The sequence below is a fragment of the Pseudomonas sp. LB3P58 genome (assembly GCF_054897895.1).
Genome location: NZ_JBUBVE010000001.1, coordinates 15,495 through 39,600 on the forward strand (window position 1 = coordinate 15,495; position 24,106 = coordinate 39,600).

Genomic DNA, 24,106 nt, shown 5'->3' on the forward strand with positions numbered 1-24,106 from the left:
GAAAACCACCCCTCACCCTAGCCCTCCCGAGACGTCGGACCGCCCCAGAGGGGAGAGGGGACTGATCTCGGTTGGATGTTGGGGCCGGATCAGTCAGTAGCATTCTTGTGTCTGGAATATTTCTACAAATCACATTGGTCAGGCTACCTCTCCCCTCTGGGGAGAGGGCGGGGGGTGAGGGGTGGCCTTCAAGTACTCCAAATCCTCGGAGGCAAAGCTTCTCGCCCCAGCAGCGCAGGCCTGAGCAATCGCCACAAATCAATCAGCCACCCCCTTGCCAACAGCGCTTCACCGGCCAGGCAACGTGCGACTAAAAGCCCCGGCAATTGCGTCAGATCCCCGCGTACATCATTTGGCAGCGAGCGACAACGCTCCAGCAATTCGCTAGCGATGTCGCCGGTCACCAACAGTGTCGCAAACACCGGTTGTCCATCCATCCCAATCGGCGAATCAAGCAAACCATCGCCTCCGACAATGCGCTGGCGTTCATGCCAGAGCAACTGGCCGTCACGGCGGATGTCCAGTTGCGCCTGAAAATGCCCGAGGTCGAAACGCTCGCCGCTGGCCGGACGACCTAGCGCCACCACATCCCAGTAAAACAACCGCGCATCGCCTTCCAGATCAATCGAGGTGCTGAGCTCCGCCTGGGCGTCGCTGAAGATAATCGTCTCTTGTGGCAACCATTCCAGTGTCGCGCCGGCGGCTACTTTCAAGTCGAGCTTCTGATAAGCGGGCCCCGCTGCGCGATACCACTTGGCCGCGCCGGGGCTGGTGATTTGCGCCCAGGCATCGCGGCCGACACTGGCCGAGATGTCCAGCCGATCACCGCCGGCAATCCCGCCCGGCGGATGCACGATGATGTGCTGGCAAACTTCCGGCCCTTCGGCATACAGGTGCTTCTGCACCCGCAGCGGGCCTTTGTGACGGCGCTGAACCGGGCGCGTACTGTCGCCGAATCGGGCATAGCCGAGTTCCAGCTCAGCGTGCCAGCTGGGGGTAAACACGGCAGTGGGAACAGGTAGATTCATGAGCTCTAATTATCGTTAGGACGCTACAGATTAGATCGTAGCCTTATATCGTAACTAGACCGCGTACACCCTCGGCCTCCATATTTTCTCCGCGACCCTGCTGCACGATTTCGCCCCGGGACATCACCAGGTACTGATCGGCCAGTTCGGCGGCGAAATCGTAGAACTGCTCCACCAGCAAAATCGCCATATCACCGCGGGCCGCAAGCTTCTTGATCACTGCGCCGATTTCCTTGATCACCGATGGCTGGATGCCTTCGGTGGGCTCGTCGAGAATCAGCAGGCGTGGACGGCTGGCCAACGCTCGGCCGATCGCCAATTGCTGCTGCTGACCACCGGACAAGTCGCCGCCGCGCCGTTGCTTCATCTGCAGCAGCACCGGAAACAGCTCGTAGATGAACGCCGGGACTTCCTTGGCTTCAGCGCCGGGAAATCGCGACAGGCCCATCAACAGGTTTTCTTCCACGGTCAGCCGGCCGAAAATTTCCCGACCCTGAGGCACGAAAGCGATTCCGGCATGAACCCGCTGGTGCGGCTTGAACGCGGTGATCGGTTTGCCTTCCCAGTTCACCGCGCCTTCTTTGGCCGGCAACAAACCCATCAGGCACTTGAGCAGGGTGGTCTTGCCCACGCCGTTGCGCCCGAGCAGGCAGGTGACTTCACCGACTTTCACCTCAAACGTAAGGCCGCGCAGGATGTGGCTACCGCCGTAATACTGGTGCAGCTTGTCGACTTGCAGCATCTTAAAATTCTCCTCAAATCCCCTGTAGGAGTTTGCAGCTCTAGCGACCGAGATAAACCTCGATCACGCGCTCGTTGTCCTGCACCTGTTCCAGCGACCCTTCGGCCAACACGCTGCCCTGGTGCAACACGGTGACGTGGTCGGCGATGGAGCCGACGAAGCCCATGTCGTGTTCCACCACCATCAGCGAATGCTTACCGGCCAGGCTCTTGAACAATTCGGCGGTGAATTCGGTTTCGGCGTCGGTCATGCCCGCCACCGGCTCGTCGAGCAGCAGCAGTTGCGGGTCCTGGATCAGTAACATGCCGATTTCCAGAAACTGCTTCTGACCGTGGGACAACAAACCCGCCGGACGATTGACCGACGTGGTCAGGCGAATGGTCTCCAGCACCTCGCTGATGCGATCTTTCTGTTCGCCACTCAGTCGCGCCCGCAGGCTGGCCCACACCGATTTGTCGGTTTTCTGCGCCAGCTCCAGGTTTTCAAAAACGCTCAAGGCTTCGAACACGGTCGGCTTCTGGAATTTGCGACCGATGCCGGCCTGGGCGATTTGCACTTCGCTCATCTGCGTAAGGTCGAGGGTTTCACCGAACCAGGCCTTGCCGTGACTGGGGCGGGTCTTGCCGGTGATCACGTCCATCAGCGTAGTCTTGCCCGCGCCGTTGGGGCCGATGATGCAACGCAATTCGCCGACGCCGATGTACAGATTCAAGTCGTTCAGTGCCTTGAAACCATCGAAGCTGACACTGATGTCTTCCAGGGTCAGGATCGTGCCGTGGCGCGTATTCAGGCCTGGGCCGACGCGTTGGCCGAGGCCGATGGCGTCACGGCTGCTGCCGGCGTCCCTGTTGGGTTCCAGTGGCGGAAAAAACGCCGGTTCGAGCATGAATTCAGCCGTCGCAGTGACTTTCATTGTTCACCTCTTTTTTTCAGCAGACCGATCACGCCTTTGGGCAGGTACAGGGTCACGACGATGAACAGAGCGCCGAGGAAGAACAGCCAGTATTCCGGGAAGGCTACGGTGAACCAGCTCTTCATCCCGTTGACTACACCAGCACCAAGCAACGGGCCGATCAGCGTGCCGCGACCACCCAGCGCCACCCAGACCGCGGCCTCGATGGAGTTGGTCGGTGACATTTCACTCGGGTTGATGATCCCGACTTGCGGCACATACAACGCACCGGCCAGGCCGCACAACACTGCGCTCAGTACCCAGACAAACAGCTTGAAACCACGCGGATCGTAACCGCAGAACATCAGGCGGTTTTCCGCATCCCGCAGGGCGGTCAACACCCGACCGAACTTGCTCTGCGCCAGACGCCAGCCGATGAACAGGCTTGCCACCAGCAACACCACGGTGGCGAAAAACAGCACCGCGCGGGTGCCCGGTTCAGTGATGCCAAACCCGAGAATGGTGCGAAAGTTGGTGAAGCCGTTATTGCCGCCAAACCCGGTTTCGTTGCGGAAGAACAGCAGCATCCCGGCGAAGGTCAGGGCCTGGGTCATGATCGAGAAATACACGCCCTTGATCCGCGAGCGGAAGGCGAAGAAGCCGAACACCAGCGCCAGCAACCCCGGCGCCAGCACTACCAGACACATCGACCAGAGGAAACTGCTGGTGCCGGTCCAGTACCACGGTAATTCGGTCCACGACAGAAAGGTCATGAACGCTGGCAAACCATCACCGGAAGCCTGGCGCATCAGGTACATGCCCATCGCGTAGCCGCCGAGGGCGAAGAACAAGCCGTGACCAAGGGACAACAGACCGGCGTATCCCCAGACCAAATCGAGGGCCAGCGCGACAATCGCGTAGCAAAGAATCTTGCCCACCAGCGTCAACGTGTAAGCCGAGACGTGAAACGCGCTGTCCGGCGACAACAACGACAGCAACGGCAACGTCAGCAGCAAAACGAGGATCACCGCGCCGACAGCGATGGTGATTTTGGGGCCGGCCTTTTGCGTGGCCGTGAGCATCAGGGGCTGGTTCATCAGTCGATCACCCGTCCTTTCAGTGCGAAGAGGCCTTGCGGACGTTTCTGGATGAACAGAATGATCAGCGCGAGGATCAGGATCTTGCCGAGCACGGCACCGATCTGCGGTTCGAGAATTTTGTTGGCAATACCGAGGCCGAACGCGGCCAGCACGCTACCGGCCAATTGGCCGACGCCACCGAGTACTACCACCAGAAACGAGTCGATGATGTAGCTCTGACCGAGGTCCGGGCCGACGTTGCCGATCTGGCTGAGGGCTACGCCACCAAGGCCAGCGATGCCTGAGCCGAGGCCGAAGGCGAGCATATCCACGCGTCCGGTCGGCACACCGCAGCAGGCCGCCATGTTGCGGTTCTGGGTGACGGCGCGCACGTTCAAACCGAGGCGCGTCTTGTTCAGCAGCAACCAGGTGAGCACCACCACAAACAGCGCGAAGGCGATGATCACGATGCGGTTGTAAGGCAGCACGAGGTTGGGCAGCACTTGAATCCCACCCGACAACCACGCCGGGTTGGCCACTTCGACGTTCTGCGCACCGAACACCAGTCGCACCAGCTGAATCAGCATCAGACTGATGCCCCAGGTGGCGAGCAGCGTTTCCAGCGGGCGGCCATAGAGGTGGCGAATCACCGTGCGTTCCAGCGCCATGCCGATGGCGGCGGTGACGAAAAACGCCACCGGCAACGCGATCAGCGGGTAGAACTCGATGGCTTGCGGGGCGAAGCGCTGGAACATCAGCTGCACCACGTACGTCGAGTACGCGCCGAGCATCAGCATCTCGCCGTGGGCCATGTTGATCACGCCGAGCAGGCCGAAAGTGATCGCCAGACCGAGTGCCGCGAGCAACAGAATAGAACCCAGCGACATGCCGCTGAAGGCTTGGCCGAGGATCTCGCCGATCAGCAATTTGCGTTTGACCTGAGCGAGGCTGGTTTCGGCAGCGGTGCGTACGCCGACATCGGCTTCGACACCGGGTTGCAGCAGGCTTTCGAGGCGAGTGCGAGCCAGCGGATCACCGGTTTCACCGAGCAGACGTACAGCGGCGAGGCGTATGACCGGGTCGGTGTCTACCAGTTGCAGATTGGCCAGGGCCAGGCTCAAAGCGGCATGGACACTTTCATCTTTTTCGCCAGCCAGTTGCTGGTCGAGAAATTTCAACTGCGCCGGTTTGGCGCTTTTCTGCAATTGCTGCGCGGCGGCCAGACGGGTTTTGGCGTCGGTGGCGAGCAATTGGTGGCTGGCCATAGCGGTGTCGATCAGACCCCGCAGGCGGTTGTTCAGACGCAGGGTTTTGGCTTGGCCGTCGACGATCAGCTCGCCTTGTTGCAGGGCGTTGATCAGCTCGATACGGGCCGGATCGGGCTGCGCGGCCCAGGCTTCCAGAAGCTTGGCTTGCTGCACGGGATTGGCCGCGACGAAGTCTTCGGCATCGCCGGCATGGGCGGCCATCGGTAATAACAGCGCGAGGGCGAGGATGAAGCGGTAAAGGGCTGTGGGCATTGGTGGTGTTCCCTGTCTAGCTACGGCCGATGGAACTGTGTTCGGCTTTGGATCGACCCCTCACCCTAACCCTCTCCCCAGAGGGGCGAGGGGACTGACCGAGGCGCTTGGACGAAATACTGCGACCTGAGATATCGAGTCGAACTCAGGTCTGGAAAACCATGGGGATCGGCTCCCTTTCCCCCTCTCCCCCGTGGGGAGAGGGCTGGGGTGAGGGGTGGATTTAAAGCCCACCCAAAAACCTGGATCCGCCTCAGTTGCTCTTCACCGCATAATCCGGCTTCTTGTCGTTACCCGAGATGAACGGGCTCCACGGCTCGGCACGGATCGGACCTTCGGTCTGCCACACCACGTTGAACTGACCGTCCGCCTGAATCTCGCCGATCATCACTGGCTTGTGCAGGTGGTGGTTGGTCTTGTCCATGGTCAGGGTGTACCCAGACGGCGCGGCAAAGGTCTGGCCGGCGAGGGCTTCGCGGACTTTGTCGACGTCGGTGGACTTGGCTTTCTCAGCCGCTTGCGCCCACATGTGGATGCCGACGTAGGTGGCTTCCATCGGGTCGTTGGTCACCGCTTTGTCGGCGCCCGGCAAGTTGTGTTTCTTGGCGTAGGCTTTCCAGTCGGCGACGAATTTCTTGTTCGCCGGATTCTCGACCGACTCGAAGTAGTTCCAGGCCGCGAGGTTGCCCACCAGCGGTTTGGTGTCGATACCGCGCAGTTCTTCTTCGCCGACCGAGAACGCCACGACCGGAACGTCGGTGGCTTTCAAACCCTGGTTGGCCAGCTCTTTATAGAACGGCACGTTGGAGTCGCCGTTGACGGTGGAGATGACCGCTGTCTTGCCACCCGCCGAGAATTTTTTGATGTTGGCCACGATGGTTTGATAGTCGCTGTGGCCGAATGGGGTGTAGACCTCTTCGATGTCCTTGTCCGCCACACCTTTGGAGTGCAGGAACGAGCGCAGAATTTTGTTGGTGGTGCGCGGGTAGACGTAGTCGGTGCCCAGCAGGAAGTAACGCTTGGCGCTGCCGCCTTCTTCGCTCATCAGGTATTCAACCGCCGGAATCGCTTGCTGGTTCGGCGCGGCGCCGGTGTAGAACACGTTCGGCGACATCTCTTCGCCTTCGTACTGCACCGGGTAGAACAGCAGGCCGTTGAGCTCCTCGAACACCGGCAACACCGACTTGCGTGACACCGACGTCCAGCAACCGAACACCACCGCCACCTTGTCCTGAGTCAGCAACTGACGACCTTTTTCCGCGAACAGCGGCCAGTTCGACGCCGGGTCGACGACCACAGGCTCCAGCATCTTGCCGTTCACGCCACCCTTGGCGTTGATCTCATCAATGGTCATCAGCGCCATGTCTTTGAGCGACGTTTCGGAGATCGCCATGGTGCCGGACAACGAATGCAGAATACCGACCTTGATGGTCTCGGCGGCCTGGAGGCTCCAGGTCATGCCCATCGCGGCAATGCTTGCCGAAAGTGTGAAAGCCTTGATCAAGCTGCGACGCTTCATTGTGCGATCTCCATGAACTTATGAATTTTCTTGGTTGGCAGATGCGGACTACTGAAGGGTCTTTAGCAAGGGCTGTGCCTGGTCGGCAAAAGGCAGGGAAATGTCGTATTAGAGCGGTTGCGCCGGTTGGGCGGCGCACCATGAAGGATCGCGCCTGGCGCGTTGGTGCGAAGAGGTGCGCCACATTGGGGCGCAGACATTGCGATCAAATCTGTAGGAGGGTGGATTAGCGGCGGCGCATGAGGCCGATGAAGAACAGGCCTCCGATGGCGGCGGTGGCGACGCCGATGGGCAGGTCTTCCGGGGCGATCAGGGTGCGGGCGGCGACGTCGACCCAGACGAGAAAGAGGCTGCCCAACAATACGCACACCGGCAGCAATCTTCGATGTTCCGCTCCGACCAATCGACGAGCAATGTGCGGCACCATCAGCCCGACAAACCCGATAGACCCGCTTATAGACACCAATACCCCAGTCATCAGCGAAGCAATCAAAAACACCCGCAACCGCACGGTACGAGCATTGAGCCCGAGGGTCACGGCCGTCTGCTCGCCCGTCATCAACGCATTCAGTGGCCGCGCCATGCCCAGCAACAACACCAACCCGAGCAACACGCTGGCCGCCGGTACCGCCAGCAACTCCCAACGGGCCAACCCTAGCCCACCGAGCACCCAGAACATCACCGCCGAACTCGCGCGGTGATCGCCGAGAAACAGCAGCAGATTGGCGATCGCCATCATCACGAAGGACACCGCCACGCCGCACAGCAGCAGCCGATCACTGTCCAGCCGCCCATTGCGGTTGGCGATCATCAGCACGATCAGCATGCTCAGCAACGCGCCAATAAACGCCGCGATCGGCAAGGTCAGCAGGCCGACGATTTCACCGACATGCAGCACCACGATCACGGCGCCGAGGGTCGCGCCGGAGGTGACCCCAAGCAGGTGCGGATCGGCCAGCGGGTTGCGCGTCACCGCTTGCAGCACCGCACCGATCAGCGCGAGCCCAGCGCCCACCAACGCGCCAAGCAACATGCGCGGCACGCGAATCAGCCAGACGATGTGTTCCTGCCCGGCGGCCCAGTCCGGCACGCCGAAACCGAAAATCTTGTGCAGTAAAATCCGCCACACAACATCCACCGGCACCCGCGCCGGGCCAAAGCCCAGCGACACCACGCACGACACCAGCAACAACGCGCCGAGGGCAACCAGCAGCAAGGCGTAGCGACGATTGATCATTCGCCGTGGAAACCCTTGGCCAGGGTTTCAACCGCCAGCACGTTGTCGATCCCCGGCGTGGCCTGCACATACGGAATCACGATGAAGCGCTGGTTCTTGATCGCGTCCACCGATTGCAGCGCCTTGTTGTTGAGCAGGAATTGCTCTTTCTGTTCGGCGGTGACTTCGCCGTAGTCGACGATCACGATCACCTGCGGATTGCGCTCGACCACGTTCTCCCAGTTGACCCGGGTCCAGCTCGATTCGACGTCATCCAGAATATTGCGCCCGCCAGCGGCATCGATCAGCGCTTGCGGCATACCGAGACGGCCGGAAGTCATGGCGCGGTCTTCACCGCTGTCATAGAGGAACACGCGAGGTTTGTCCGCCGGCAGATCCTTGCGCACTTCGACGACTTGCGCCTGCATCCGGGCAATCATGGCGTTGGCGCGATCCTGCACGTCGAAGATTTTGCCGAGGTTGCGCAGGTCGTTGTAGGTGTCTTCCAGGCTGGCCGGTGGACGCTTCATCACGAACGCGCAGGACTCGGTCAGCTCGTAGACATTGATGCCCAGCGGCTGCAATGTTTGCGGCGTGAGGTCACCGCCCACGCGCATGCCGTAATCCCAACCGGCGAAGAAGAAATCAACGTTGGCGTTGAGCAGGGTTTCCACCGACGGGTACTTGGCTGCCAGCTCCGGCAAGCCATTGAGGATAGTCTGCATCTGGGGCGTGACCGACTTCCAGCCGGTCACACCGCTGTACCCGGCCATGTTTGGTTTGAGGCCAAGGGCGAGCATCATCTGGGTCATGTTGATGTCGTGGCTGACCGCGTGTTTCGGCGCTTGCTTGAAGGTCACTTCGCGGTTGCAGCTCTGCACGGTCAACGGGTAGTGAGTGGCCTCGGCAAATGCTTGGGCATTGCCCAGCAACAGGGCGGCGCAAAGCAGGGAACGCAAAGTCATGATTGGGTTATCCAGGTGATTCGTGGGTAGCCGTGCAAGGGATGTTCATCGATCAGCGCTTCGACGCCGAACACGTCGCGCAGCAGTGGGGCGGTCAGGACTTCTTTCGGCGTGCCGCTGGCGACGATGCGACCGTGATTGATCACGTACAGCCGATCGCAGAAAGCAGCCGCCAGATTGAGGTCATGGATGCTCGCCAGGGTGCCGATCTTCAGGCGTTTGACCAGTTGCAGCAGTTCGAGCTGATAGCGCGGGTCGAGGTGATTGGTCGGCTCGTCTAGGATCAGCATTTGCGGTTGCTGAGCCAGGGCGCGGGCGAGGATCACACGCTGTTTTTCACCGCCGGAGAGGGTGGCGAAGGCATGATCCTCGAAGCCTTTCAGACCGACTGATTCGAGGGCTTGGGTCGCGAGATTTCTGTCTTCGAGGGTGTCGCCGTCGAACAGACCTTTGTGCGGTGTGCGACCCATGGCGACGACTTCGTCGACGGTGAGGCCGAAGGCGTCGGGGAATTCTTGCAGGACCACGGCGATGCGTTGCGCGCACCAGCGTGAGGATTGCTTCCAGACGTTGTGGTGGTCGAGCTTGACCTCGCCGGCCTCGGGTTTGCTGAAGCGCCAGGCACAGCGCAACAGGCTGGTTTTGCCGCTGCCGTTGGGGCCGATCAGACCGACGAACTCACCGGGGGACACGTGCAAGGTTGCATCACGCAGTTGGAACTGATGATGGCAATGGCCGTGGCCCAGGGGTGTCCAGGCGAGGTTCGTGAGGTTCAGCGAGGTCATTGCGTGCTCGAAGTGCGGGGGTCGTTGCAGCGGGCCGACATTGTAAGGTCAACCGCACTGCAACAGGCATCTCGCTGTATTCAGGATGAAGATGAGGCGGATTCAGACTGGCCGCTCAAGCGCGACAGCAGCACCCGATCCAGCAGCCAGACCACCACCAGCGAAGCGCCCACCAACGGAAACGCCACCGCCAATGCAAACATGATGACCATCGCGGTTTTCCATTTCGGCAGGTCGTGGCGCAGCGGCGGAACACCGAATTTGCCTTGTGGACGACGCTTCCACCAGATCACCACGCCGCTGACGGCGCTGAGCAGAATCATCAGACAGATCAGCAGGATGATGATCTGATTGAGCGGGCCGAACATTTTGCCTTCGTGGAGCATCACGCCAATTTCTGTTGCACGGGCGACGGTGCCGTACTGCTCGAAACGCACGTCGGCGAGGACGTCGCCGGTGTACTGATCAACGTGCAGCGTGGCGTCGTTGCGTGGGTCGTCGGCGAACACGGCGATGGTGAACACGCCCGTGGCGGTTTTCGGGAAGGTGATGCTGTAACCCGGTTCGACCTTGCGTTCCGCAGCGATGTTCTGCACGTCCTGCAAGCTGATGGTCGGCGCGGCGGGGCCCGCTTGCGCGCTACCGTGGGCCATGTGTTCGGCGTGGTCGCCGGACATCGGCATTGGTGTGTTTTCCATCGCCCAAGGCACGGTCTGGCGGGTGGCGGTGTTGAGGCTGCGAGCCTCGACATCGGACTTGGGCACGTTGTCCCACATCGCTGCCGGAAAGACATTCCACACTTCGGCGTATTGCTTGCCCCAGAACCCGGTCCAGGTCATGCCGCTGAGCAGCATCACCAGCAGCAACGACGCGCCCCAGAACCCGGTCACCGCGTGCAGGTCACGCCAAAGCACTCGACCGCGACTGTTCAAGCGCGGCCACAGGATGCCGGCTGCCTGGCCACGCGGCCACCACAGAAAGACGCCGGAGACCACCAACACCACGCCCCAACCGGCGGCCAGTTCGATCAGTCGATCACCGACGGTGCCGATCATCAATTCGCCATGAATCGCTCGTGCAACGGCTTGCAGATTCTTTTTGGCGTCTTGCTCGCCGAGGATGTCAGCGTGGTAGGGATCGACGAAAACGTTGAGCTCGTTACCGCCATTGATCACGACAAATTGCGCGCTGCGTTCGGCGTTGACCGGTGGCAAATACTGCTTGATCGTGGCGTGTGGATAAGCCTCTTTCACCCGCTTGAGCAGGTCATCGGCCGGGACGCTGTGATGCCCGGCCGGGACGTTCAGCAGGCTGCCGTACATCAACGGATCGAGTTGCGGCTTGAACAGGTAAATGATGCCGGTCAGGGCCAGCATCACCATGAAAGGCGCGACGAACAGACCAGCATAGAAATGCCAGCGCCAGGCCAGGTTGTAGAAATTCGGTTTGGGCTGTTTCATCACGTATGCTCCGCTTTGGCATGGATCTTTTAGTTGTTTATTTACGGTTGCTGCGCAACCGATCGCGAGCAGGCTCGCTCCCACAGGGTCAACACTGTCCATGTGGGAGCGAGCTTGCTCCGGGCGGCGTTCCGACGATGCTTTTAGAAGCTCATGTCCACTTTGGTCCAGAGCGTGCGCCCCGGTTCTTTAATGGCTTGCGGGTCATTGGCCGGGTAGCCGAAGCCGGCGTTGCCGGCCAGGTTCAAATGCTCGGCGTACGCCTTGCCGAACAGGTTGTCGACGCCCGTGCTGACCTTCCAGTTTTTGTTGATCCGGTACGCGCCATTGAGCGAGAACACGCCAAAACCCGGGGTCTTGTCGAAGTCCTTGCCGACGACGTTGCCCTTGTTCTGGTCGATGCGGTTTTGCGCCGCGACCACGCGCCACAAGGCCCCGGCGCTCCAGTTGTCTTCGCTGTAGGTCAGGCCGAAACGGGCATCCAGCGGCGGCATTTGCGGCAGTGCGTTGCCGTCGCTGCTGTTCTTGCCCCAGGCGTAGGCCAGGGTCGCATCGGCTTTCCAGTTGCTGGTCAGCTTGTAGGCCGCACCCAATTCGCCACCCATGATCCGCGCGTCGATGTTCTGTGCTTGCGAGGTCATGCCCATCATTGTTGGCGTGTAGTTGAACAGGATGTAGTCGCGCACCTGCCCGACGTAACCCGAAGCCCAGGCTTCGAGGTCTTCGGTCTTGTATTGCAGGCCGAAGTCGAGCTGGGTGGTTTTTTCAGGCTTGATCGAATCGAAGGCATTCACCGATCCGGCGGGGCCGGACTTGGGTGAAAACAGCTCCCAGTAATCCGGGAAACGCTGGGTGTGACCGAGGCCGGCATACAGCGTGGTCGGGCTGTCAGCCAGGTCGTGCTCATAACGGACGAAGCCGCTTGGCAGTGTGTCGGCGCGGGTGTCGTCGGCGGTCGGGTTAGGGCGCGCCATCATCCCGGAGCCCGTGGTCTGCCGGAAATCCTTGGCCGAAGCGCGATCCAGTCGCGCGCCGGTAATCAGCCGGTCACGGTCGGCGGCGTACCAGGTCAATTCGCTGAACACGCCGTAGTTGTGGAAGTCGGCGTCCTTGTTGCGCGGCAAATCCTTGTAGACGTCGATGCCCATGGCGCTGCGTTGGCGATGTTCGCTGGTCTGCGCATCGATGCCGCTGATCAACTGCACATCGGCCCAGCGCCAGGTGGCTTTGATCCGTGCGCCGAGGGTTCGACGGTCGACGTTGGAGGCCATCGGGCCGGCGATCATTCCGGTGCCGGACGGCGTGCGCAGGGTGTAGTTGTCCATCACGTGGTCGGCGTAGTTGTAGTAAACCTGCGCCTCGACCTTATCCAGCACGTCGCCGATGTTCGACTTCTCGAAACGCAGGCCCAGGCTTTCGCGCTTGAACTGCGAGCCGTCCATGCCGCGTCCGGCGTAACGCGCTTCGCCATCGCCCTTGCCGGCGGTGAGTTCCAGCAGGGTGTCGGCGTCCGGGGTCCAACCCACCGCGACGTCGCCATTCCATTTGTCATAGCGCGACGGCACGGTGTCGTTGTTACCGTCCCGGTAGTCGTCGGCATGCGCGGTGTTGCCGATCACTCGCACGTAACCCAATGGCCCGCCGGCAGCAGCATCCACCACTTTGTCGAAGCGGCCGTTGGAGCCGGCCAGCACGCTGGCGTTCACCCGCGTGCCGAGTTCGCCGAAGCTTTCTGGCTCACGGTCGAAGAGGATGGTCCCGGCCGACGCGCCCGGTCCCCAGAGCACGGTTTGCGGGCCTTTGATCACGGTCAGTTTGTCGTAGGTTTCCGGCGAGATGTACGAGGTCGGTGCGTCCATTCGGCCGGGGCAGGCGCCGAGCAATTGGCCGCCGTTGGTGAGGATGTTCAGCCGCGAGCCGAACATGCCGCGCAGCACCGGGTCGCCGTTGGTGCCGCCATTGCGCACCAGGGCGAAGCCAGGGATGGTTTTCAGGTAATCGGCACCGTCACTGGCCGGCACCGGTTGGCGCGGGTCCTTGGGGTTGGTGACGATGGTCAGTGGCGAACTCGGCGCGATGGCGGTGATCACCGTCGGGCTCAGTTCTTCACTGTGACCGGCGTGTTCATCGGCCTGCACCATCGGTGTCAGCAGTGCACCGCAAAGGAAGGCGGTGGCGTGCCTGAAACGAATGCTGGATTCGTTCAAGGCAAAAGAAGCTTGGGCAGCGCTCAAGCGTGTGTCAGCAGAAAACCTGGACATGACAATTTCCATCGAACAGTCGTAAACGACACGGCCGGCAGCCTGCGGCTGTCTTCTAAACCATGTGAGATCGGATGTGAGGGTTTACGCGTCGATGGGTGGGGCGCGGGTGCGGGCGCCGGGGAAGAAGGTTTGCCGGGCGTGGCCCAGGCGAGGGGACGGTGTGGTGAAGGTGGTGGCTGTTGGCGTGTCGAATGCGACGAAGGACTGGCCGCCGGTCAGCGCCGGGCAATTGAACAGCAGGCTGCAATAGCCGCATTTTTCCCAGAGCGCGTGATGTGAGGTTTTTGGCGGGCAGTGTTCGGCAGCGGGTTGTGCGTCGTGGACGGCGTGATCCATCGCCGACATGTCCATGCTCATGTCCATCGACATCGTCATGGACATCGAGGCGCGTTGATCCATCGGCATCGACTGAGAAATCAGCGGGCCGATAAAGATCATCAACATGGCGAACAGGCTGATCCAGCTGCCGCGCGTCAGGCTTAACGGCTGACGACGGTGTGCGGATGACCTGGCGCTAAGCGGGCGCATGGGCGTTTTTGCTCAGTCGCTTACTGGGCGTGGGCGTGTATCTGCATGCCTTCCGGCGGCTTCTTCTGCACCGAGACTTCGACCGTCACGTCGCCGGATTTTTCGAAGTGCATCGTCAGCGGGAAGCGTTTTCCGTCGCTCAACAGACTGCGGTCTTTCAGTTCCAGCAGCATCACGTGGTAGGCCATTGGCGCAAAAGTGACTTCGCCACCGGCCGGGATTTCGACACTCGGCACGTGCTGCATTTTCATCAGATCGTTCTGCATTACATGCTCGTGCAGTTGGGCAACGCCTGCAATCGGCGAGTCGACGCTGAGCAAGCGGTCAGCGGTTTTGCCACCGTTGTGAATCACGAAATACGCCGCGACCGTTGGCGCGTTTGGCGGCAACTCCTGCGACCACGGATGAGCGATCTCCAGCTCCCCGGCCTTGTATTCGTGAGCATTGGCAAAACAGGCAGGCAGCAGCAACACAGCCAGGACGATGAGTTTGTTCAACATGGCAGTTCTCCAGAACGATTCAAAACGCAGGTCAATTGCGAGAAGGAATCACACCAGAGGGGAAGCGCGAGGATTAAGACTTGGCCATTGCTGGCGCGGTGTCGGTGTATCGAGAGAGGCGTGAGGCAGGCTTCTATTGGCCTCGAAACGCGCGAAGTACAGTTGCGGCACATGCCCGGGCAGCGCCACCAGTGGCGCGGAACCTGAACAGCACCAGCAATGTTGCATGTTGGAGTGATCGTCACTCTGCGGGGTTTTCTGTTCGATATCGCCCAGGGAAATCGCCACCATCTTGGTGCCGCTGGACGAACAGAAACTGCCCCACAACAACTGCTCGGCGGGTGATTTCGCCGTCTGCGCCATCGCTCCCGTCATCGGCATGGCGAGCATGTTGAACAGCACTGCGAAGCAGGCGATCCAGGCAAATGCGAGCCGTTGTCGGGACATGGGAAAAATCCGGTTGGGTGGGCGATCAAGCGCGGCTATTTAGCCTGATCAGGGCCGATAAGTAAAAAAGCGGCGTGCGGTGTGGTGTCGCAGCGCCTGAGTTAATAGGTGCAGCATCCTATGAGCCATTTCTGGCTCGCCATTATGAAAGAGTGTAGCGACTTCGTTTCGCAATGCCTGAGCAAATTGTGGGTCACTCTGGATTCGTGCGCGGATGGTGTGTTTGACGTCCCTGAGCGCCACACGATTGAAACGACCGTCTCCCGAATCTTCCTCCTCACTGGCCTTTAGGTAATTCCACATGTCGGCAGGTGTCAGGAGAAACTCGGCGATATCGAAACGAGTGAATTTTTCGGTCATTCGGTACTCCGAGCGCTACATTCGTGGGACTCAGAAATATAGGGGCGGGGTTGCGACCTGACTAGTCAGCCGCGTTGGATGATGTTGTGGGTGAGGTCCGATAGATAGGTAGGGCGTTGCGCATTTTTTTTGTAGCAGCTGGCGAAGCCTGCGTCCGGCTGCGCAGCAGTCGTAAAATCTTGCACCGCGAATCTGCCGGTAAACCGTAGTGTCAGGATTTACGTCTGCTGCGCAGCCGGACGCAGCCTTCGGCAGCTGCTACAAGTTATGTGGTGGTTTCTGCTATCAGGGCTGCCAATACGTCTGTCACCGACCCAAACTCCCGATCAACCCCCGGCAACACCGGCCGCTGCAAAACAATCACCGGCACCCCACGCTCCCGTGCCACTTCCAGCTTCGGCTCGGTCGCGGTGCTGCCACTGTTCTTGCTGATCAGTACATCAATCTGCCGACGTTCAAACAGTTCACGTTCATCCTCGATCAGAAACGGTCCACGCGCGCCGATGACTTCGCAGCGTTCGTTGCCGGGGTAAACGTCCAGGACGCGCAGGGTCCAGAATTGCTCTGACGGTATTTCGTGCAGATGCTGCAACGGTTCACGGCCAAGGGTGAACAGCGGTCGCCGGAACGGTTCCAACGCTTCAATCAACTCGGCCCAATCGCTGACATCTCGCCAGTCATCCCCAGCCTGTGGTTGCCAGGCCGGGCGCCTTAACGCCCAGCAGGCAATACCGCTCAACCGCGCAGCGATGGCGGCGTTCTGGCTGATTTGTGCGGCGTAGGGGTGGGTGGCGTCCAGCAGCAGATCGATCCCTTCATCGCGAATGAACTGCGCCAGACCTTCAGCACCGCCGTAACCGCCAACGCGAACCTGACAGGTCAGATCTGTCGGCACACGCCCGACGCCGGCCAGGCTATAGATGTGTTCCGGCCCCAGGGTTCGAGCGATGGCCAAGGCTTCCGTCACGCCACCCAGCAACAACACGCGCTTCATTGAAAAGCTCCCGCATGGCCAACAATCCCGCCCTGGCGATCGATGGCAAATACTTCAACCTGAACCTGCGCCGGCACCACGCTGCGGGCAAAGTCCAACGCGTGCTGACACACCGCATCACCCAGGGCGATGCCCGCCGCACTGGCCATCGCCAAGGCTTGCTGACTGGTGTTGGCCTCGCGAATCCCTTGCTGCAATACCTCATCGGCGCCAATCGCCGCCGCCCACGCGGCCAATTGCGGCAGGTCGATGCTCGAATGTCGGCTGTGCAAATCCATATGCCCGGCCGCCAGTTTGCTGATTTTGCCGAAACCACCGCAGAGGCTGAGTTTATCCACAGGCACTTTGCGCAGATGTTTGAGCACGGCGCCGACGAAGTCGCCCATTTCGATCAGGGCGATTTCCGGCAGGTCGTAGACCCGGCGCATGGTGTCTTCGCTGGCATTGCCGGTGCACGCGGCGATGTGCAGGTAGCCGTTGGTTTTTGCGACGTCGATGCCCTGATGGATCGAGGCAATGTAGGCCGCACAGGAAAACGGCCGGACGATGCCGCTGGTGCCGAGAATCGACAAACCGCCAAGAATCCCCAGGCGCGGGTTCATGGTTTTCAAGGCCAGCGCTTCACCGTCCTCGACGTTGACGGTGACTTCGAAGCCGCCGCTGTAGCCGAGTTCGTCGGCCAGCAGGGTCAAGTGGTCGGTGATCATCTTGCGCGGCACCGGGTTGATCGCGGGTTCGCCGACGCCCAGCACCAGCCCCGGCCGGGTCACCGTGCCGACGCCACGACCGGCATTGAAGCGAATGCCTGGCGCCGTGTTCAGTCGCACCTGGGAATAGAGCAGGGCGCCATGGGTCACGTCCGGATCGTCGCCGGCGTCCTTGATGGTTCCGGCTTCGGCACCATCTTCCAGCAACCGGCAGAACTCCAGACGCATCTGTACCTGCTTGCCTTTGGGTAGGACGATTTCCACTGCGTCCGAATGCGTACCTTCCAGCAACAAACGTGCAGCCGCCAGACTGGTGGCGGTGGCGCAGCTGCCGGTGGTCAGGCCGCTGCGCAACGGTGCGGGTTGTTCGGCGGTTTCGTCACGCATCGAAAGGCTTCGTCACTTCCAGCAAGGTAATCGGCAACGCCTGACGCCAGGTATCGAAGTCTCCCAGCGGTTGGGCTTGAGCGATATGGATTCGCGTCAGTTCCCCGCCGTGCTGCTCGCGCCAGGCCATCAAGGTCATTTCACTTTGCAGCGTGACGGCGTTGGCGATCAGTCGGCCGCCGGGTTTGAGTTGTGCCCAGCAGGTGTCGAGTACGCCTTCGCGAGTGACGCCGCCACCGATGAAAATCGCGTCCGGGCGCTCCAGTCCGTCCAGGGCTTGCGGTGCACTGCCGCGAATCAGTTGCAGACCGGGCACGCCGAGCGCATCGCGGTTGTGCTCGATCAACAACTGCCGACTTTCATCGGCTTCGATGGCCAGCGTTCGGCAACTCGGATGGGCGCGCATCCACTCGATGCCGATCGAACCGCTGCCGGCGCCGACGTCCCACATCAACTCACCGGGCACCGGGGCGAGACGCGCGAGCGTGATGGCGCGCACGTCGCGTTTGGTCAGTTGGCCGTCGTGCTTGAAGGCTGAGTCCGGCAGACCGGCCAATCGGGAGAGGCGCGGCGTATTGGGTTCGGCGATGCACTCGATGGCGATCAGGTTCAGATCGGCGATCAGAGGATCGTTCCAGTCATTGGCGACACCCTCGATGCGTCGTTCGGCTGCACCGCCCAGATGTTCCAGCACGGTGAGGCGACTCGGCCCGAAACCGCGTTCACGCAACAGCGTGGCGATCGCGGCCGGACTCTGACCGTCGTTGCTCAACACCAGCAAGCGAACACCGCTGAACAACTGTGCATTGAGTGCGGCAATAGGACGAGCAACCACCGAAAGCGTGACCACATCCTGCAACGGCCAGCCCATTCGCGCTGCCGCCAGCGAGCAGGAGGAGGGCGCCGGCAGGATCAGCATTTCATCGTTGGGCAGTTTCCGGGCAAGGCTTGCGCCCACGCCAAAGAACATCGGATCGCCGCTGGCCAGTACGCAGACCGGTTCGCCGCGCAGCGCTAAAACAGGTTCAAGGGAGAAAGGGCTGGGCCACAACTGCCGCTCGCCACGGATGCACACCGGCAGCAAATCCAGTTGCCGCTGACCACCAATGATCCGCGAAGCACGCAGCAGAGCGTGCCGGGCGTTTTTGCCCAGGCCCTTGAAGCCGTCTTCGCCGATTCCCACTACTGTCAGCCAGGAGGCCATGTTGTTCCTTAATCCAATGTTCATCGTCAAAGGCGACATGATAGCGCGGCTTCTGTCATCTGACGCAGGTCTATGGCCGGCAAAGGGTACTTCGGGTTGCAGACACTTAATGTTGACGAAAAACTGTCTGTTGTAATGATAGTTTTGGTAGTTTGGTTTTTGTTCGGGTTGCGCAATCTTATATGTATTAAATATTTGGCCTGTCGTTGATGTTGGCCACGACACTATCAAGGATGAAAGAAACTTATATGGATAACGTGTTAGCTGAAAGTGTCATCAAACATGATGCGCTGATGATGAATAATGTGCTGCTGACCGGCATTGCCGGCCAGACGATCGCCGACAATAGCTTTGTCAAAAATTGCATTTATCTGGCCCAGCGTGGCGCGGATAAAGTCGCAAGGAGCGAGACGCAGCCGGGGCCTTGGTTCGATCGTTACGCCGGTATGTTTTGGTCAATGGATTGGACGCTTGCCGAGCCTGTCGAGTACATCGAGCCGCAGTTTTCGGGCAGTTTGAAACAGGCCTGGTTGAACGTGGCACGTCCCTACCTCTCTAGCGCTCAAATAGATCAGGTTGGAGCCGTACTTGGAAAGCTGGAGAGTGACGCCAAGTTGCTGGCAAAGATGACGGGCTTAAGTGGGAAAATAGTCGGGTTCAACATTGTGCCGGTCAGTTATAAACCCAACGGAGATCTGGAAATGGTGGTCAGTCATGTCAGGTTGATCAAGTTGGGTATCACTACTCCCTACCTTTTCTGGACAATAGACCAGAGCCTGTCTCAATTGGATATCCGGATTCGGCGGTTGGAGATCAAGCGTCGAGACATGGACGCCATTCGACAAAGCGTGGAAGAAGCCACTCGAGCCCTTGCGCTTGAGTTCAGCGAGTACGAGCTCTAATCCACGCAGACCGAAGCATTCTTTTGCTTGATTGATACTTCGGCAGCGTTTCCGACCGGCAGACTTTTCATGCCCTCGGGCAAAGCAGGCATAATGGCAGCCCTTCGCCCTTCACGCGCATCCAGTCAGCCGGTCACTCATTGAACGAACGCCCGATGTCCACCGCTTTACGCCCCTCGGCCTGCCCGGGGTTGCTGCGTATCGTCCAGGCGCTGGACGGCGGTATCTGCCGGATCAAGTTGAATGGTGGTTCGATCAGTGCGGCTCAGGCCAACGCGGTGGCCAGTGCTGCCGAAAGGTTCGCCGGCGGCGTGATCGAGGCGACCAACCGCGCCAATCTGCAAATTCGCGGGATCGGCAGTGAACATGGCGCCTTGATCGACGGCCTGATGGCAGCAGGGTTGGGCCCAAGCACCGCCGCTGGCGACGATGTGCGCAATCTGATGCTCAGCCCCAGCGCCGGGATCGATCAGCAGATGCTGGTCGACACGCGTCCGCTGGCCGAAAAAATCCTCGCTACGCTGCAAAGCCATGAACGCTTCCACGACCTCAGCGCCAAGTTTGCCGTGCAACTGGATGGCGGCGAAGGCTTGGCGATGCTCGAGCATCCTCATGATCTGTGGTTGTCCGCCACTGAGCGAGACGGCGAGCTGGTTTTTGCATTCGGTCTGGCCGGGTGTCCCGTGGATACGCCTGCGGGCGCGGTGTCATTGGAGCAGGGCCATGCGCTGGTGGTCGCGGTGCTTGAGTTGTTTCTTGACCTGGCGCGTCCCGAGCAGACACGCATGCGGCATCTGCTCGCTGAGTGCTCGCTCGACGAATTTCTCTCCCGTCTGGCCGAGCGTGTGCCGCTGATGCCCATCATGGGTTGGCAGCGCAAAGTAAGTCCGAGTGTCTTGCACATCGGCGCTCATCCACAACGCGACGCCGAGCATGTGTATATAGGCGCGGTGCCGCCGCTGGGCCGTCTCAATCCCGCGATGCTCAGAGGTGCTGCACAACTGGCGCGTGACCACGGCGACGGCAGCCTGCGTTTCACACCTTGGCAAAGTCTGTTGTTACCCGGTGTCCATGCCGACGATGTGCTGCAAGTTATCCACAACCTTGAACAACTCGGCCTGCGTTGCTCGGCCGACGATGCCTTGGCGCATCTGATCGCCTGCACCGGCTCGACGGGTTGCGGCAAAGGCCTGGCCGACACCAAGGGCGATGCCCGACAACTGGCGGCGCTGCTGCAACGTCACGGCCAGACACTCAACGTGCACCTGTCCGGCTGCCCGCGTTCCTGCGCAGCCGCGCACATTGCACCGGCCACGTTGCTGGCGGTTTCTCCCGGTCACTACGATCTCTATTTTCGCGATGCAGCGCAGCCGCACTTCGGCGCGCTGCACGCACGCAACCTTACTATTGAAGCGGTCGCAGCCTTGCTCGACGCCCGCTCACGGAGCCCCCTTGATGCTTGATTACATCCGCGACGGTCAGGAGATCTATCGCAACTCCTTCGCGATCATTCGTGCCGAGGCCAACCTCGAGCGTATTCCGGCCGATCTGGAGAAACTCGCGGTCCGTGTGATCCACGCCTGCGGCATGGTCGACGCCATCGACGGCCTGCAATTTTCCGAAGGCGCGGGCAAGGCCGGGCGTGATGCGCTGGCCGCCGGTGCACCGATTCTGTGTGATGCGCGGATGGTCAGTGAAGGTGTGACCCGCACGCGTTTGCCTGCGAACAACGAAGTCATCTGCACCCTGCGCGATGAAAGCGTTCCGGAGCTTGCCCGCGAGCTGGGTAACACCCGCTCCGCCGCCGCGCTGGAACTGTGGCGCCCACACCTGGAAGGCAGCGTGGTGGTGATCGGCAACGCGCCGACCGCGCTGTTTTATCTGTTGGAAATGCTCGATGCCGGCGCGCCAAAACCGGCACTGATCCTTGGCTTCCCGGTGGGTTTCGTCGGCGCCGCCGAATCCAAGGCAGCGCTCGCGGCAGACAGCCGTGGCGTGCCTTTCGTCATCATGCAAGGCCGGCTGGGCGGTAGCGCCATGGCCGCCGCCGCCGTCAATGCCCTCGCTACGGAGATCGAATGATGCAGCAACCTGGACGTTTGATCGGCTTGGGCGTCGGCCCTGGTGATCCGGAGCTGATTACCGTTAAAGCCCTGCGCCTGCTGCGTGAGTCGCCGGTGGTGGCGTACTTCGTCGCCAAGGGCAAAAAGGGCAACGCCTTCGGCATCATCGAGGCGCATTTGCAGGACGCGCAAACGCTGCTGCCGCTGGTGTATCCGGTGACCACAGAAGCGTTGCCGGCGCCGCTGTCGTACGAACAAGTGATCAGCGATTTCTACGATGCGGCCGGCGAAGCACTCGCCGCGCACCTGGACGCTGGTCGTGACGTGGCGGTGATCTGCGAAGGCGATCCGTTCTTCTACGGCTCCTACATGTACCTGCACGATCGACTGGCGGAACGTTATGAGGCCGAAGTCGTGCCGGGCGTTTGCTCAATGCTCGGCGGCGCTTCGGTGCTCGGCGCGCCGCTGGTGTATCGCAATCAGAGTTTGTCAGTGCTGTCGGGTGTGTTGCCCGCCGACGATCTCAAGCGTCGTCTGGCCGATGCCGATGCCGCCGTGATCATGAAGCTGGGGCGCAACTTCCCCAAGGTCCGTCAGGTACTCGAAGAACTCGGGCTGGCGGAACGTGCGCTGTACGTTGAACGCGCGACCATGGCCAACCAGAAAATCGTCCCGCTGGATCAGGTCGAGCCGATGTCCTCGCCCTACTTCTCGCTGATCATTGTGCCCGGTGAAAGGTGGCAAGGCTGATGGCCCGTCCAGTTCCGGCGATTGTCATTCTGGGCAATGGCAGCCTCGCGACCGCGCGCAAGATTGCGCAGCTGTACCCCGGCGCGTTGATCCATGGTTTGGCCGAACGGGTGGAAGGCGCGGACCGCGTCTATCACGAATTCGGCGCCACCTTGCGTGAGTTCTATCAGCAGGACACGCCGATTATCGCCTTGTGCGCTGCGGGCATCGTGATCCGAACGCTGGCCCCGCTTCTGCTGGAAAAAGGCGCCGAGCCGCCAGTGCTGGCCGTGGCTGAAGACGGCAGCGCCGTGGTGCCGCTGCTCGGCGGCCTCGGTGGCGTGAACGTCATGGCGCGAGAGATTGCTGCCGGTCTTGAGGTCGCCGCCGCCATCACCACCAGTGGTGAATTGCGCTTCGGCACCTGCCTGCTCAATCCACCCAGCGGTTACGCCCTCGGCGATCTGGAACTGGGCAAGCGCTTCGTCTCGGATTTGCTCGCCGGCCAAAGCGTACGCGTCGAAGGGGCTGCGCCGTGGCTGGCGCAAGCGCAGTTGCCGGAAGATCCTCAAGCGCAGCTGTCGATCCATGTCGGTCATGCCGAACGTGCGCCTGCAGCCAATGAATTGATGATCTACCCGCGCAATGTGTTGGTGGCGGTGAGCGGTGAGGTCGCGGATCTGTCAGGCGCTATTCGCGCGACCCTACATCAAGCGAAAATCGCCGTGCAATCGGTGGCGTGCCTGTTGGCCAGCGACCTGCACATGACCAATTCGGCGCTGCGCGAAGCGGCACTAGAGCTGGGCGTGCCGCTGCGGTTTGCGTCGGTCAGCGGCGGCGTTAGCGAGTTGTCCCACCACACCGTGCCGAACGCTACCATCGTGTCAGCGGATACCGGCATTGCCATCGCGGTGGCCACTCAGCCGCTGGACGCTGCGCAGATCGGCCGTGCACGCGGTCGTTTGGCGGTAATCGGTCTGGGCCCTGGCGCCGCCGAACTGATGGTGCCAGCGGTCAAGGCCGAACTGGCCAGGGCCACCGACGTACTCGGTTACGAAACCTACGTGCGCATGGCCGGGCCGTTCCGTGAAGATCAAGTGCTGCATTGCACCGACAACTGCGAAGAGATGCAGCGTGCCCGTCACGCCTTCGAGCTGGCGGCGCAAGGCCGTTCGGTGATTGTGGTTTCATCCGGTGACCCCGGTGTGTTCGCCATGGCGGCGGCGGTACTTGAAGCGTTGCACGAGTCGAGTGAGCCGAGCTGGCACAGCGTCGATCTGGAAATCCTGCCGGGAGTTTCCGCTTCGCTGGCGACCGCTGCGCAGGCCGGTGCGCCGTTGGGGCATGACTTCTGCGTGATGTCGCTGTCGGACAACCTCAAGCCTTGGGCGATCATCGAGAAGCGCCTGGACCTGGCCGCCGAAGCCGACCTGGCGCTGGCGTTCTACAACCCGATCTCGCGCTCGCGTCCTTGGCAGTTGGGTCGGGCACTGGAGATTGTCGCGCAACACCGCACCGTAGAAACGCCCGTGGTGTTGGGACGAGACATTGGTCGCCCGGGCCAGACCTTGCGCGTGACTACGCTGGGGCAGTTGACCCCGGATCAGGTGGACATGCGCACCATGGTGTTGATCGGCTCGTCCACCACCTGTGCATTTCCTCGTGCCGAGGGTGGTGAGTGGGTGTATACGCCGCGTTGGTACGGTATCAAGCCTGCCTCCTGAACCACAGCGGCCCCGCGTGGGCCGTTTTCACTTAATACATTCCCGTCTGCTGGTTTGGCACTTTCACCTTGGCGTTGATGCGTCATTTATT

The 24,106-nt window shown here is 60.9% G+C and carries 23 protein-coding genes; 5 read left to right on the plus strand and 18 right to left on the minus strand.

The window, feature by feature from the left end; genetic code table 11:
* Window positions 1-188: 188 nt before the first annotated feature.
* The 18 genes from ACYZTZ_RS00070 to cbiE all read right to left on the minus strand — a co-directional run bounded on the left by ACYZTZ_RS00070 (window position 189) and on the right by cbiE (window position 18,597).
* On the minus strand, window positions 189-1,028 hold the full coding sequence (locus tag ACYZTZ_RS00070; protein WP_461996840.1) for an urease accessory protein UreD: 840 nt from the start codon (window positions 1,026-1,028) through the stop codon (window positions 189-191).
* 43 nt (window positions 1,029-1,071) lie between these two features.
* A complete protein-coding gene (gene urtE / locus ACYZTZ_RS00075) occupies window positions 1,072-1,770 on the minus strand; it encodes an urea ABC transporter ATP-binding subunit UrtE (RefSeq protein WP_461996841.1) in 699 nt (232 codons plus the stop codon).
* 40 nt (window positions 1,771-1,810) lie between these two features.
* The gene (urtD, locus tag ACYZTZ_RS00080; protein ID WP_461996842.1) at window positions 1,811-2,683 is read right to left on the minus strand and encodes an urea ABC transporter ATP-binding protein UrtD; all 873 of its coding nucleotides are present in this window, start codon (window positions 2,681-2,683) and stop codon (window positions 1,811-1,813) included.
* Window positions 2,680-3,759 (minus strand): urea ABC transporter permease subunit UrtC, encoded by a 1,080-nt coding sequence (gene urtC / locus ACYZTZ_RS00085; protein ID WP_461996843.1) that lies wholly within the window; start codon window positions 3,757-3,759, stop codon window positions 2,680-2,682. Before urtC ends, urtD begins: the two co-directional genes overlap by 4 nt.
* Entirely contained in the window at window positions 3,759-5,261 is a 1,503-nt protein-coding gene (gene urtB, locus ACYZTZ_RS00090) for an urea ABC transporter permease subunit UrtB (protein ID WP_461996844.1), read from the minus strand. Before urtB ends, urtC begins: the two co-directional genes overlap by 1 nt.
* A 253-nt stretch (window positions 5,262-5,514) precedes the next feature.
* Window positions 5,515-6,780, minus strand: a complete 1,266-nt coding sequence (gene urtA, locus ACYZTZ_RS00095; protein ID WP_033055613.1) for an urea ABC transporter substrate-binding protein — start codon at window positions 6,778-6,780, stop codon at window positions 5,515-5,517.
* 226 nt (window positions 6,781-7,006) lie between these two features.
* Entirely contained in the window at window positions 7,007-8,017 is a 1,011-nt protein-coding gene (locus ACYZTZ_RS00100; RefSeq protein WP_461996845.1) for a FecCD family ABC transporter permease, read from the minus strand.
* Window positions 8,014-8,961, minus strand: a complete 948-nt coding sequence (locus tag ACYZTZ_RS00105) for an ABC transporter substrate-binding protein (protein ID WP_461996846.1) — start codon at window positions 8,959-8,961, stop codon at window positions 8,014-8,016. Before ACYZTZ_RS00105 ends, ACYZTZ_RS00100 begins: the two co-directional genes overlap by 4 nt.
* Entirely contained in the window at window positions 8,958-9,746 is a 789-nt protein-coding gene (locus ACYZTZ_RS00110; RefSeq protein WP_461996847.1) for an ABC transporter ATP-binding protein, read from the minus strand. The genes ACYZTZ_RS00105 and ACYZTZ_RS00110 overlap by 4 nt, the downstream gene beginning before the upstream one ends.
* An 80-nt stretch (window positions 9,747-9,826) precedes the next feature.
* Window positions 9,827-11,206, minus strand: a complete 1,380-nt coding sequence (locus tag ACYZTZ_RS00115) for a PepSY-associated TM helix domain-containing protein (protein ID WP_461996848.1) — start codon at window positions 11,204-11,206, stop codon at window positions 9,827-9,829.
* A gap of 143 nt (window positions 11,207-11,349) precedes the next feature.
* Window positions 11,350-13,467, minus strand: coding sequence for a TonB-dependent copper receptor (locus ACYZTZ_RS00120; RefSeq protein ID WP_461996849.1), 2,118 nt, complete (start codon window positions 13,465-13,467; stop codon window positions 11,350-11,352).
* Window positions 13,468-13,551: 84 nt separating this feature from the next.
* Entirely contained in the window at window positions 13,552-13,998 is a 447-nt protein-coding gene (locus ACYZTZ_RS00125) for a DUF2946 domain-containing protein (RefSeq protein ID WP_056746262.1), read from the minus strand.
* Between the two features lie 20 nt (window positions 13,999-14,018).
* Window positions 14,019-14,498 carry a copper chaperone PCu(A)C gene (locus tag ACYZTZ_RS00130; RefSeq protein WP_056746260.1) on the minus strand — a complete coding sequence of 160 codons (480 nt, stop codon included), beginning with the start codon at window positions 14,496-14,498 and terminating at the stop codon, window positions 14,019-14,021.
* A 48-nt stretch (window positions 14,499-14,546) separates the two neighbouring features.
* Complete coding sequence (locus ACYZTZ_RS00135) at window positions 14,547-14,945, minus strand: DUF2946 domain-containing protein (RefSeq protein WP_461996850.1); 399 nt, start codon at window positions 14,943-14,945, stop codon at window positions 14,547-14,549.
* A 48-nt stretch (window positions 14,946-14,993) separates the two neighbouring features.
* Complete coding sequence (locus ACYZTZ_RS00140) at window positions 14,994-15,305, minus strand: hypothetical protein (RefSeq protein ID WP_461996851.1); 312 nt, start codon at window positions 15,303-15,305, stop codon at window positions 14,994-14,996.
* A gap of 265 nt (window positions 15,306-15,570) precedes the next feature.
* Window positions 15,571-16,299 carry a cobalt-precorrin-6A reductase gene (locus tag ACYZTZ_RS00145; RefSeq protein ID WP_461996852.1) on the minus strand — a complete coding sequence of 243 codons (729 nt, stop codon included), beginning with the start codon at window positions 16,297-16,299 and terminating at the stop codon, window positions 15,571-15,573.
* On the minus strand, window positions 16,296-17,393 hold the full coding sequence (locus tag ACYZTZ_RS00150; protein ID WP_461996853.1) for a cobalt-precorrin-5B (C(1))-methyltransferase: 1,098 nt from the start codon (window positions 17,391-17,393) through the stop codon (window positions 16,296-16,298). Before ACYZTZ_RS00150 ends, ACYZTZ_RS00145 begins: the two co-directional genes overlap by 4 nt.
* Window positions 17,386-18,597 (minus strand): precorrin-6y C5,15-methyltransferase (decarboxylating) subunit CbiE, encoded by a 1,212-nt coding sequence (gene cbiE / locus ACYZTZ_RS00155; RefSeq protein WP_461996854.1) that lies wholly within the window; start codon window positions 18,595-18,597, stop codon window positions 17,386-17,388. The genes ACYZTZ_RS00150 and cbiE overlap by 8 nt, the downstream gene beginning before the upstream one ends.
* Window positions 18,598-18,845: 248 nt before the next feature.
* Between cbiE and ACYZTZ_RS00160 the strand changes: the two genes are divergently transcribed.
* From ACYZTZ_RS00160 to cobJ, 5 genes are all read left to right on the plus strand, one after another.
* Window positions 18,846-19,499 (plus strand): hypothetical protein, encoded by a 654-nt coding sequence (locus ACYZTZ_RS00160; protein ID WP_461996855.1) that lies wholly within the window; start codon window positions 18,846-18,848, stop codon window positions 19,497-19,499.
* A 155-nt stretch (window positions 19,500-19,654) separates the two neighbouring features.
* Window positions 19,655-20,962 carry a precorrin-3B synthase gene (cobG, locus tag ACYZTZ_RS00165; RefSeq protein ID WP_461996856.1) on the plus strand — a complete coding sequence of 436 codons (1,308 nt, stop codon included), beginning with the start codon at window positions 19,655-19,657 and terminating at the stop codon, window positions 20,960-20,962.
* Window positions 20,955-21,581, plus strand: coding sequence for a precorrin-8X methylmutase (locus ACYZTZ_RS00170; protein WP_008038718.1), 627 nt, complete (start codon window positions 20,955-20,957; stop codon window positions 21,579-21,581). The genes cobG and ACYZTZ_RS00170 overlap by 8 nt, the downstream gene beginning before the upstream one ends.
* On the plus strand, window positions 21,581-22,312 hold the full coding sequence (locus tag ACYZTZ_RS00175; protein WP_046044764.1) for a precorrin-2 C(20)-methyltransferase: 732 nt from the start codon (window positions 21,581-21,583) through the stop codon (window positions 22,310-22,312). The genes ACYZTZ_RS00170 and ACYZTZ_RS00175 overlap by 1 nt, the downstream gene beginning before the upstream one ends.
* Entirely contained in the window at window positions 22,312-24,015 is a 1,704-nt protein-coding gene (gene cobJ / locus ACYZTZ_RS00180; protein ID WP_461996857.1) for a precorrin-3B C(17)-methyltransferase, read from the plus strand. Before ACYZTZ_RS00175 ends, cobJ begins: the two co-directional genes overlap by 1 nt.
* Window positions 24,016-24,106 lie beyond the last annotated feature (91 nt).

Bases quoted from the DNA above. Each gene is read 5' to 3' on its own strand.
- ACYZTZ_RS00125 (WP_056746262.1), bottom strand. From the start codon at position 13,998: ATGCGCCCGCTTAGCGCCAGGTCATCCGCACACCGTCGTCAGCCGTTA.
- ACYZTZ_RS00120 (WP_461996849.1), bottom strand. From the start codon at position 13,467: ATGTCCAGGTTTTCTGCTGACACACGCTTGAGCGCTGCCCAAGCTTCT.
- ACYZTZ_RS00160 (WP_461996855.1), top strand. From the start codon at position 18,846: ATGGATAACGTGTTAGCTGAAAGTGTCATCAAACATGATGCGCTGATG.
- ACYZTZ_RS00130 (WP_056746260.1), bottom strand. From the start codon at position 14,498: ATGTTGAACAAACTCATCGTCCTGGCTGTGTTGCTGCTGCCTGCCTGT.
- cobG (WP_461996856.1), top strand. From the start codon at position 19,655: ATGTCCACCGCTTTACGCCCCTCGGCCTGCCCGGGGTTGCTGCGTATC.
- ACYZTZ_RS00135 (WP_461996850.1), bottom strand. From the start codon at position 14,945: ATGTCCCGACAACGGCTCGCATTTGCCTGGATCGCCTGCTTCGCAGTG.
- urtC (WP_461996843.1), bottom strand. From the start codon at position 3,759: ATGAACCAGCCCCTGATGCTCACGGCCACGCAAAAGGCCGGCCCCAAA.
- urtD (WP_461996842.1), bottom strand. From the start codon at position 2,683: ATGAAAGTCACTGCGACGGCTGAATTCATGCTCGAACCGGCGTTTTTT.
- ACYZTZ_RS00175 (WP_046044764.1), top strand. From the start codon at position 21,581: ATGCAGCAACCTGGACGTTTGATCGGCTTGGGCGTCGGCCCTGGTGAT.
- ACYZTZ_RS00110 (WP_461996847.1), bottom strand. From the start codon at position 9,746: ATGACCTCGCTGAACCTCACGAACCTCGCCTGGACACCCCTGGGCCAC.
- ACYZTZ_RS00115 (WP_461996848.1), bottom strand. From the start codon at position 11,206: ATGAAACAGCCCAAACCGAATTTCTACAACCTGGCCTGGCGCTGGCAT.
- urtE (WP_461996841.1), bottom strand. From the start codon at position 1,770: ATGCTGCAAGTCGACAAGCTGCACCAGTATTACGGCGGTAGCCACATC.
- ACYZTZ_RS00150 (WP_461996853.1), bottom strand. From the start codon at position 17,393: ATGCGTGACGAAACCGCCGAACAACCCGCACCGTTGCGCAGCGGCCTG.
- urtA (WP_033055613.1), bottom strand. From the start codon at position 6,780: ATGAAGCGTCGCAGCTTGATCAAGGCTTTCACACTTTCGGCAAGCATT.
- ACYZTZ_RS00070 (WP_461996840.1), bottom strand. From the start codon at position 1,028: ATGAATCTACCTGTTCCCACTGCCGTGTTTACCCCCAGCTGGCACGCT.
- ACYZTZ_RS00170 (WP_008038718.1), top strand. From the start codon at position 20,955: ATGCTTGATTACATCCGCGACGGTCAGGAGATCTATCGCAACTCCTTC.
- ACYZTZ_RS00145 (WP_461996852.1), bottom strand. From the start codon at position 16,299: ATGAAGCGCGTGTTGTTGCTGGGTGGCGTGACGGAAGCCTTGGCCATC.
- ACYZTZ_RS00100 (WP_461996845.1), bottom strand. From the start codon at position 8,017: ATGATCAATCGTCGCTACGCCTTGCTGCTGGTTGCCCTCGGCGCGTTG.
- ACYZTZ_RS00140 (WP_461996851.1), bottom strand. From the start codon at position 15,305: ATGACCGAAAAATTCACTCGTTTCGATATCGCCGAGTTTCTCCTGACA.
- urtB (WP_461996844.1), bottom strand. From the start codon at position 5,261: ATGCCCACAGCCCTTTACCGCTTCATCCTCGCCCTCGCGCTGTTATTA.
- cbiE (WP_461996854.1), bottom strand. From the start codon at position 18,597: ATGGCCTCCTGGCTGACAGTAGTGGGAATCGGCGAAGACGGCTTCAAG.
- cobJ (WP_461996857.1), top strand. From the start codon at position 22,312: ATGGCCCGTCCAGTTCCGGCGATTGTCATTCTGGGCAATGGCAGCCTC.
- ACYZTZ_RS00105 (WP_461996846.1), bottom strand. From the start codon at position 8,961: ATGACTTTGCGTTCCCTGCTTTGCGCCGCCCTGTTGCTGGGCAATGCC.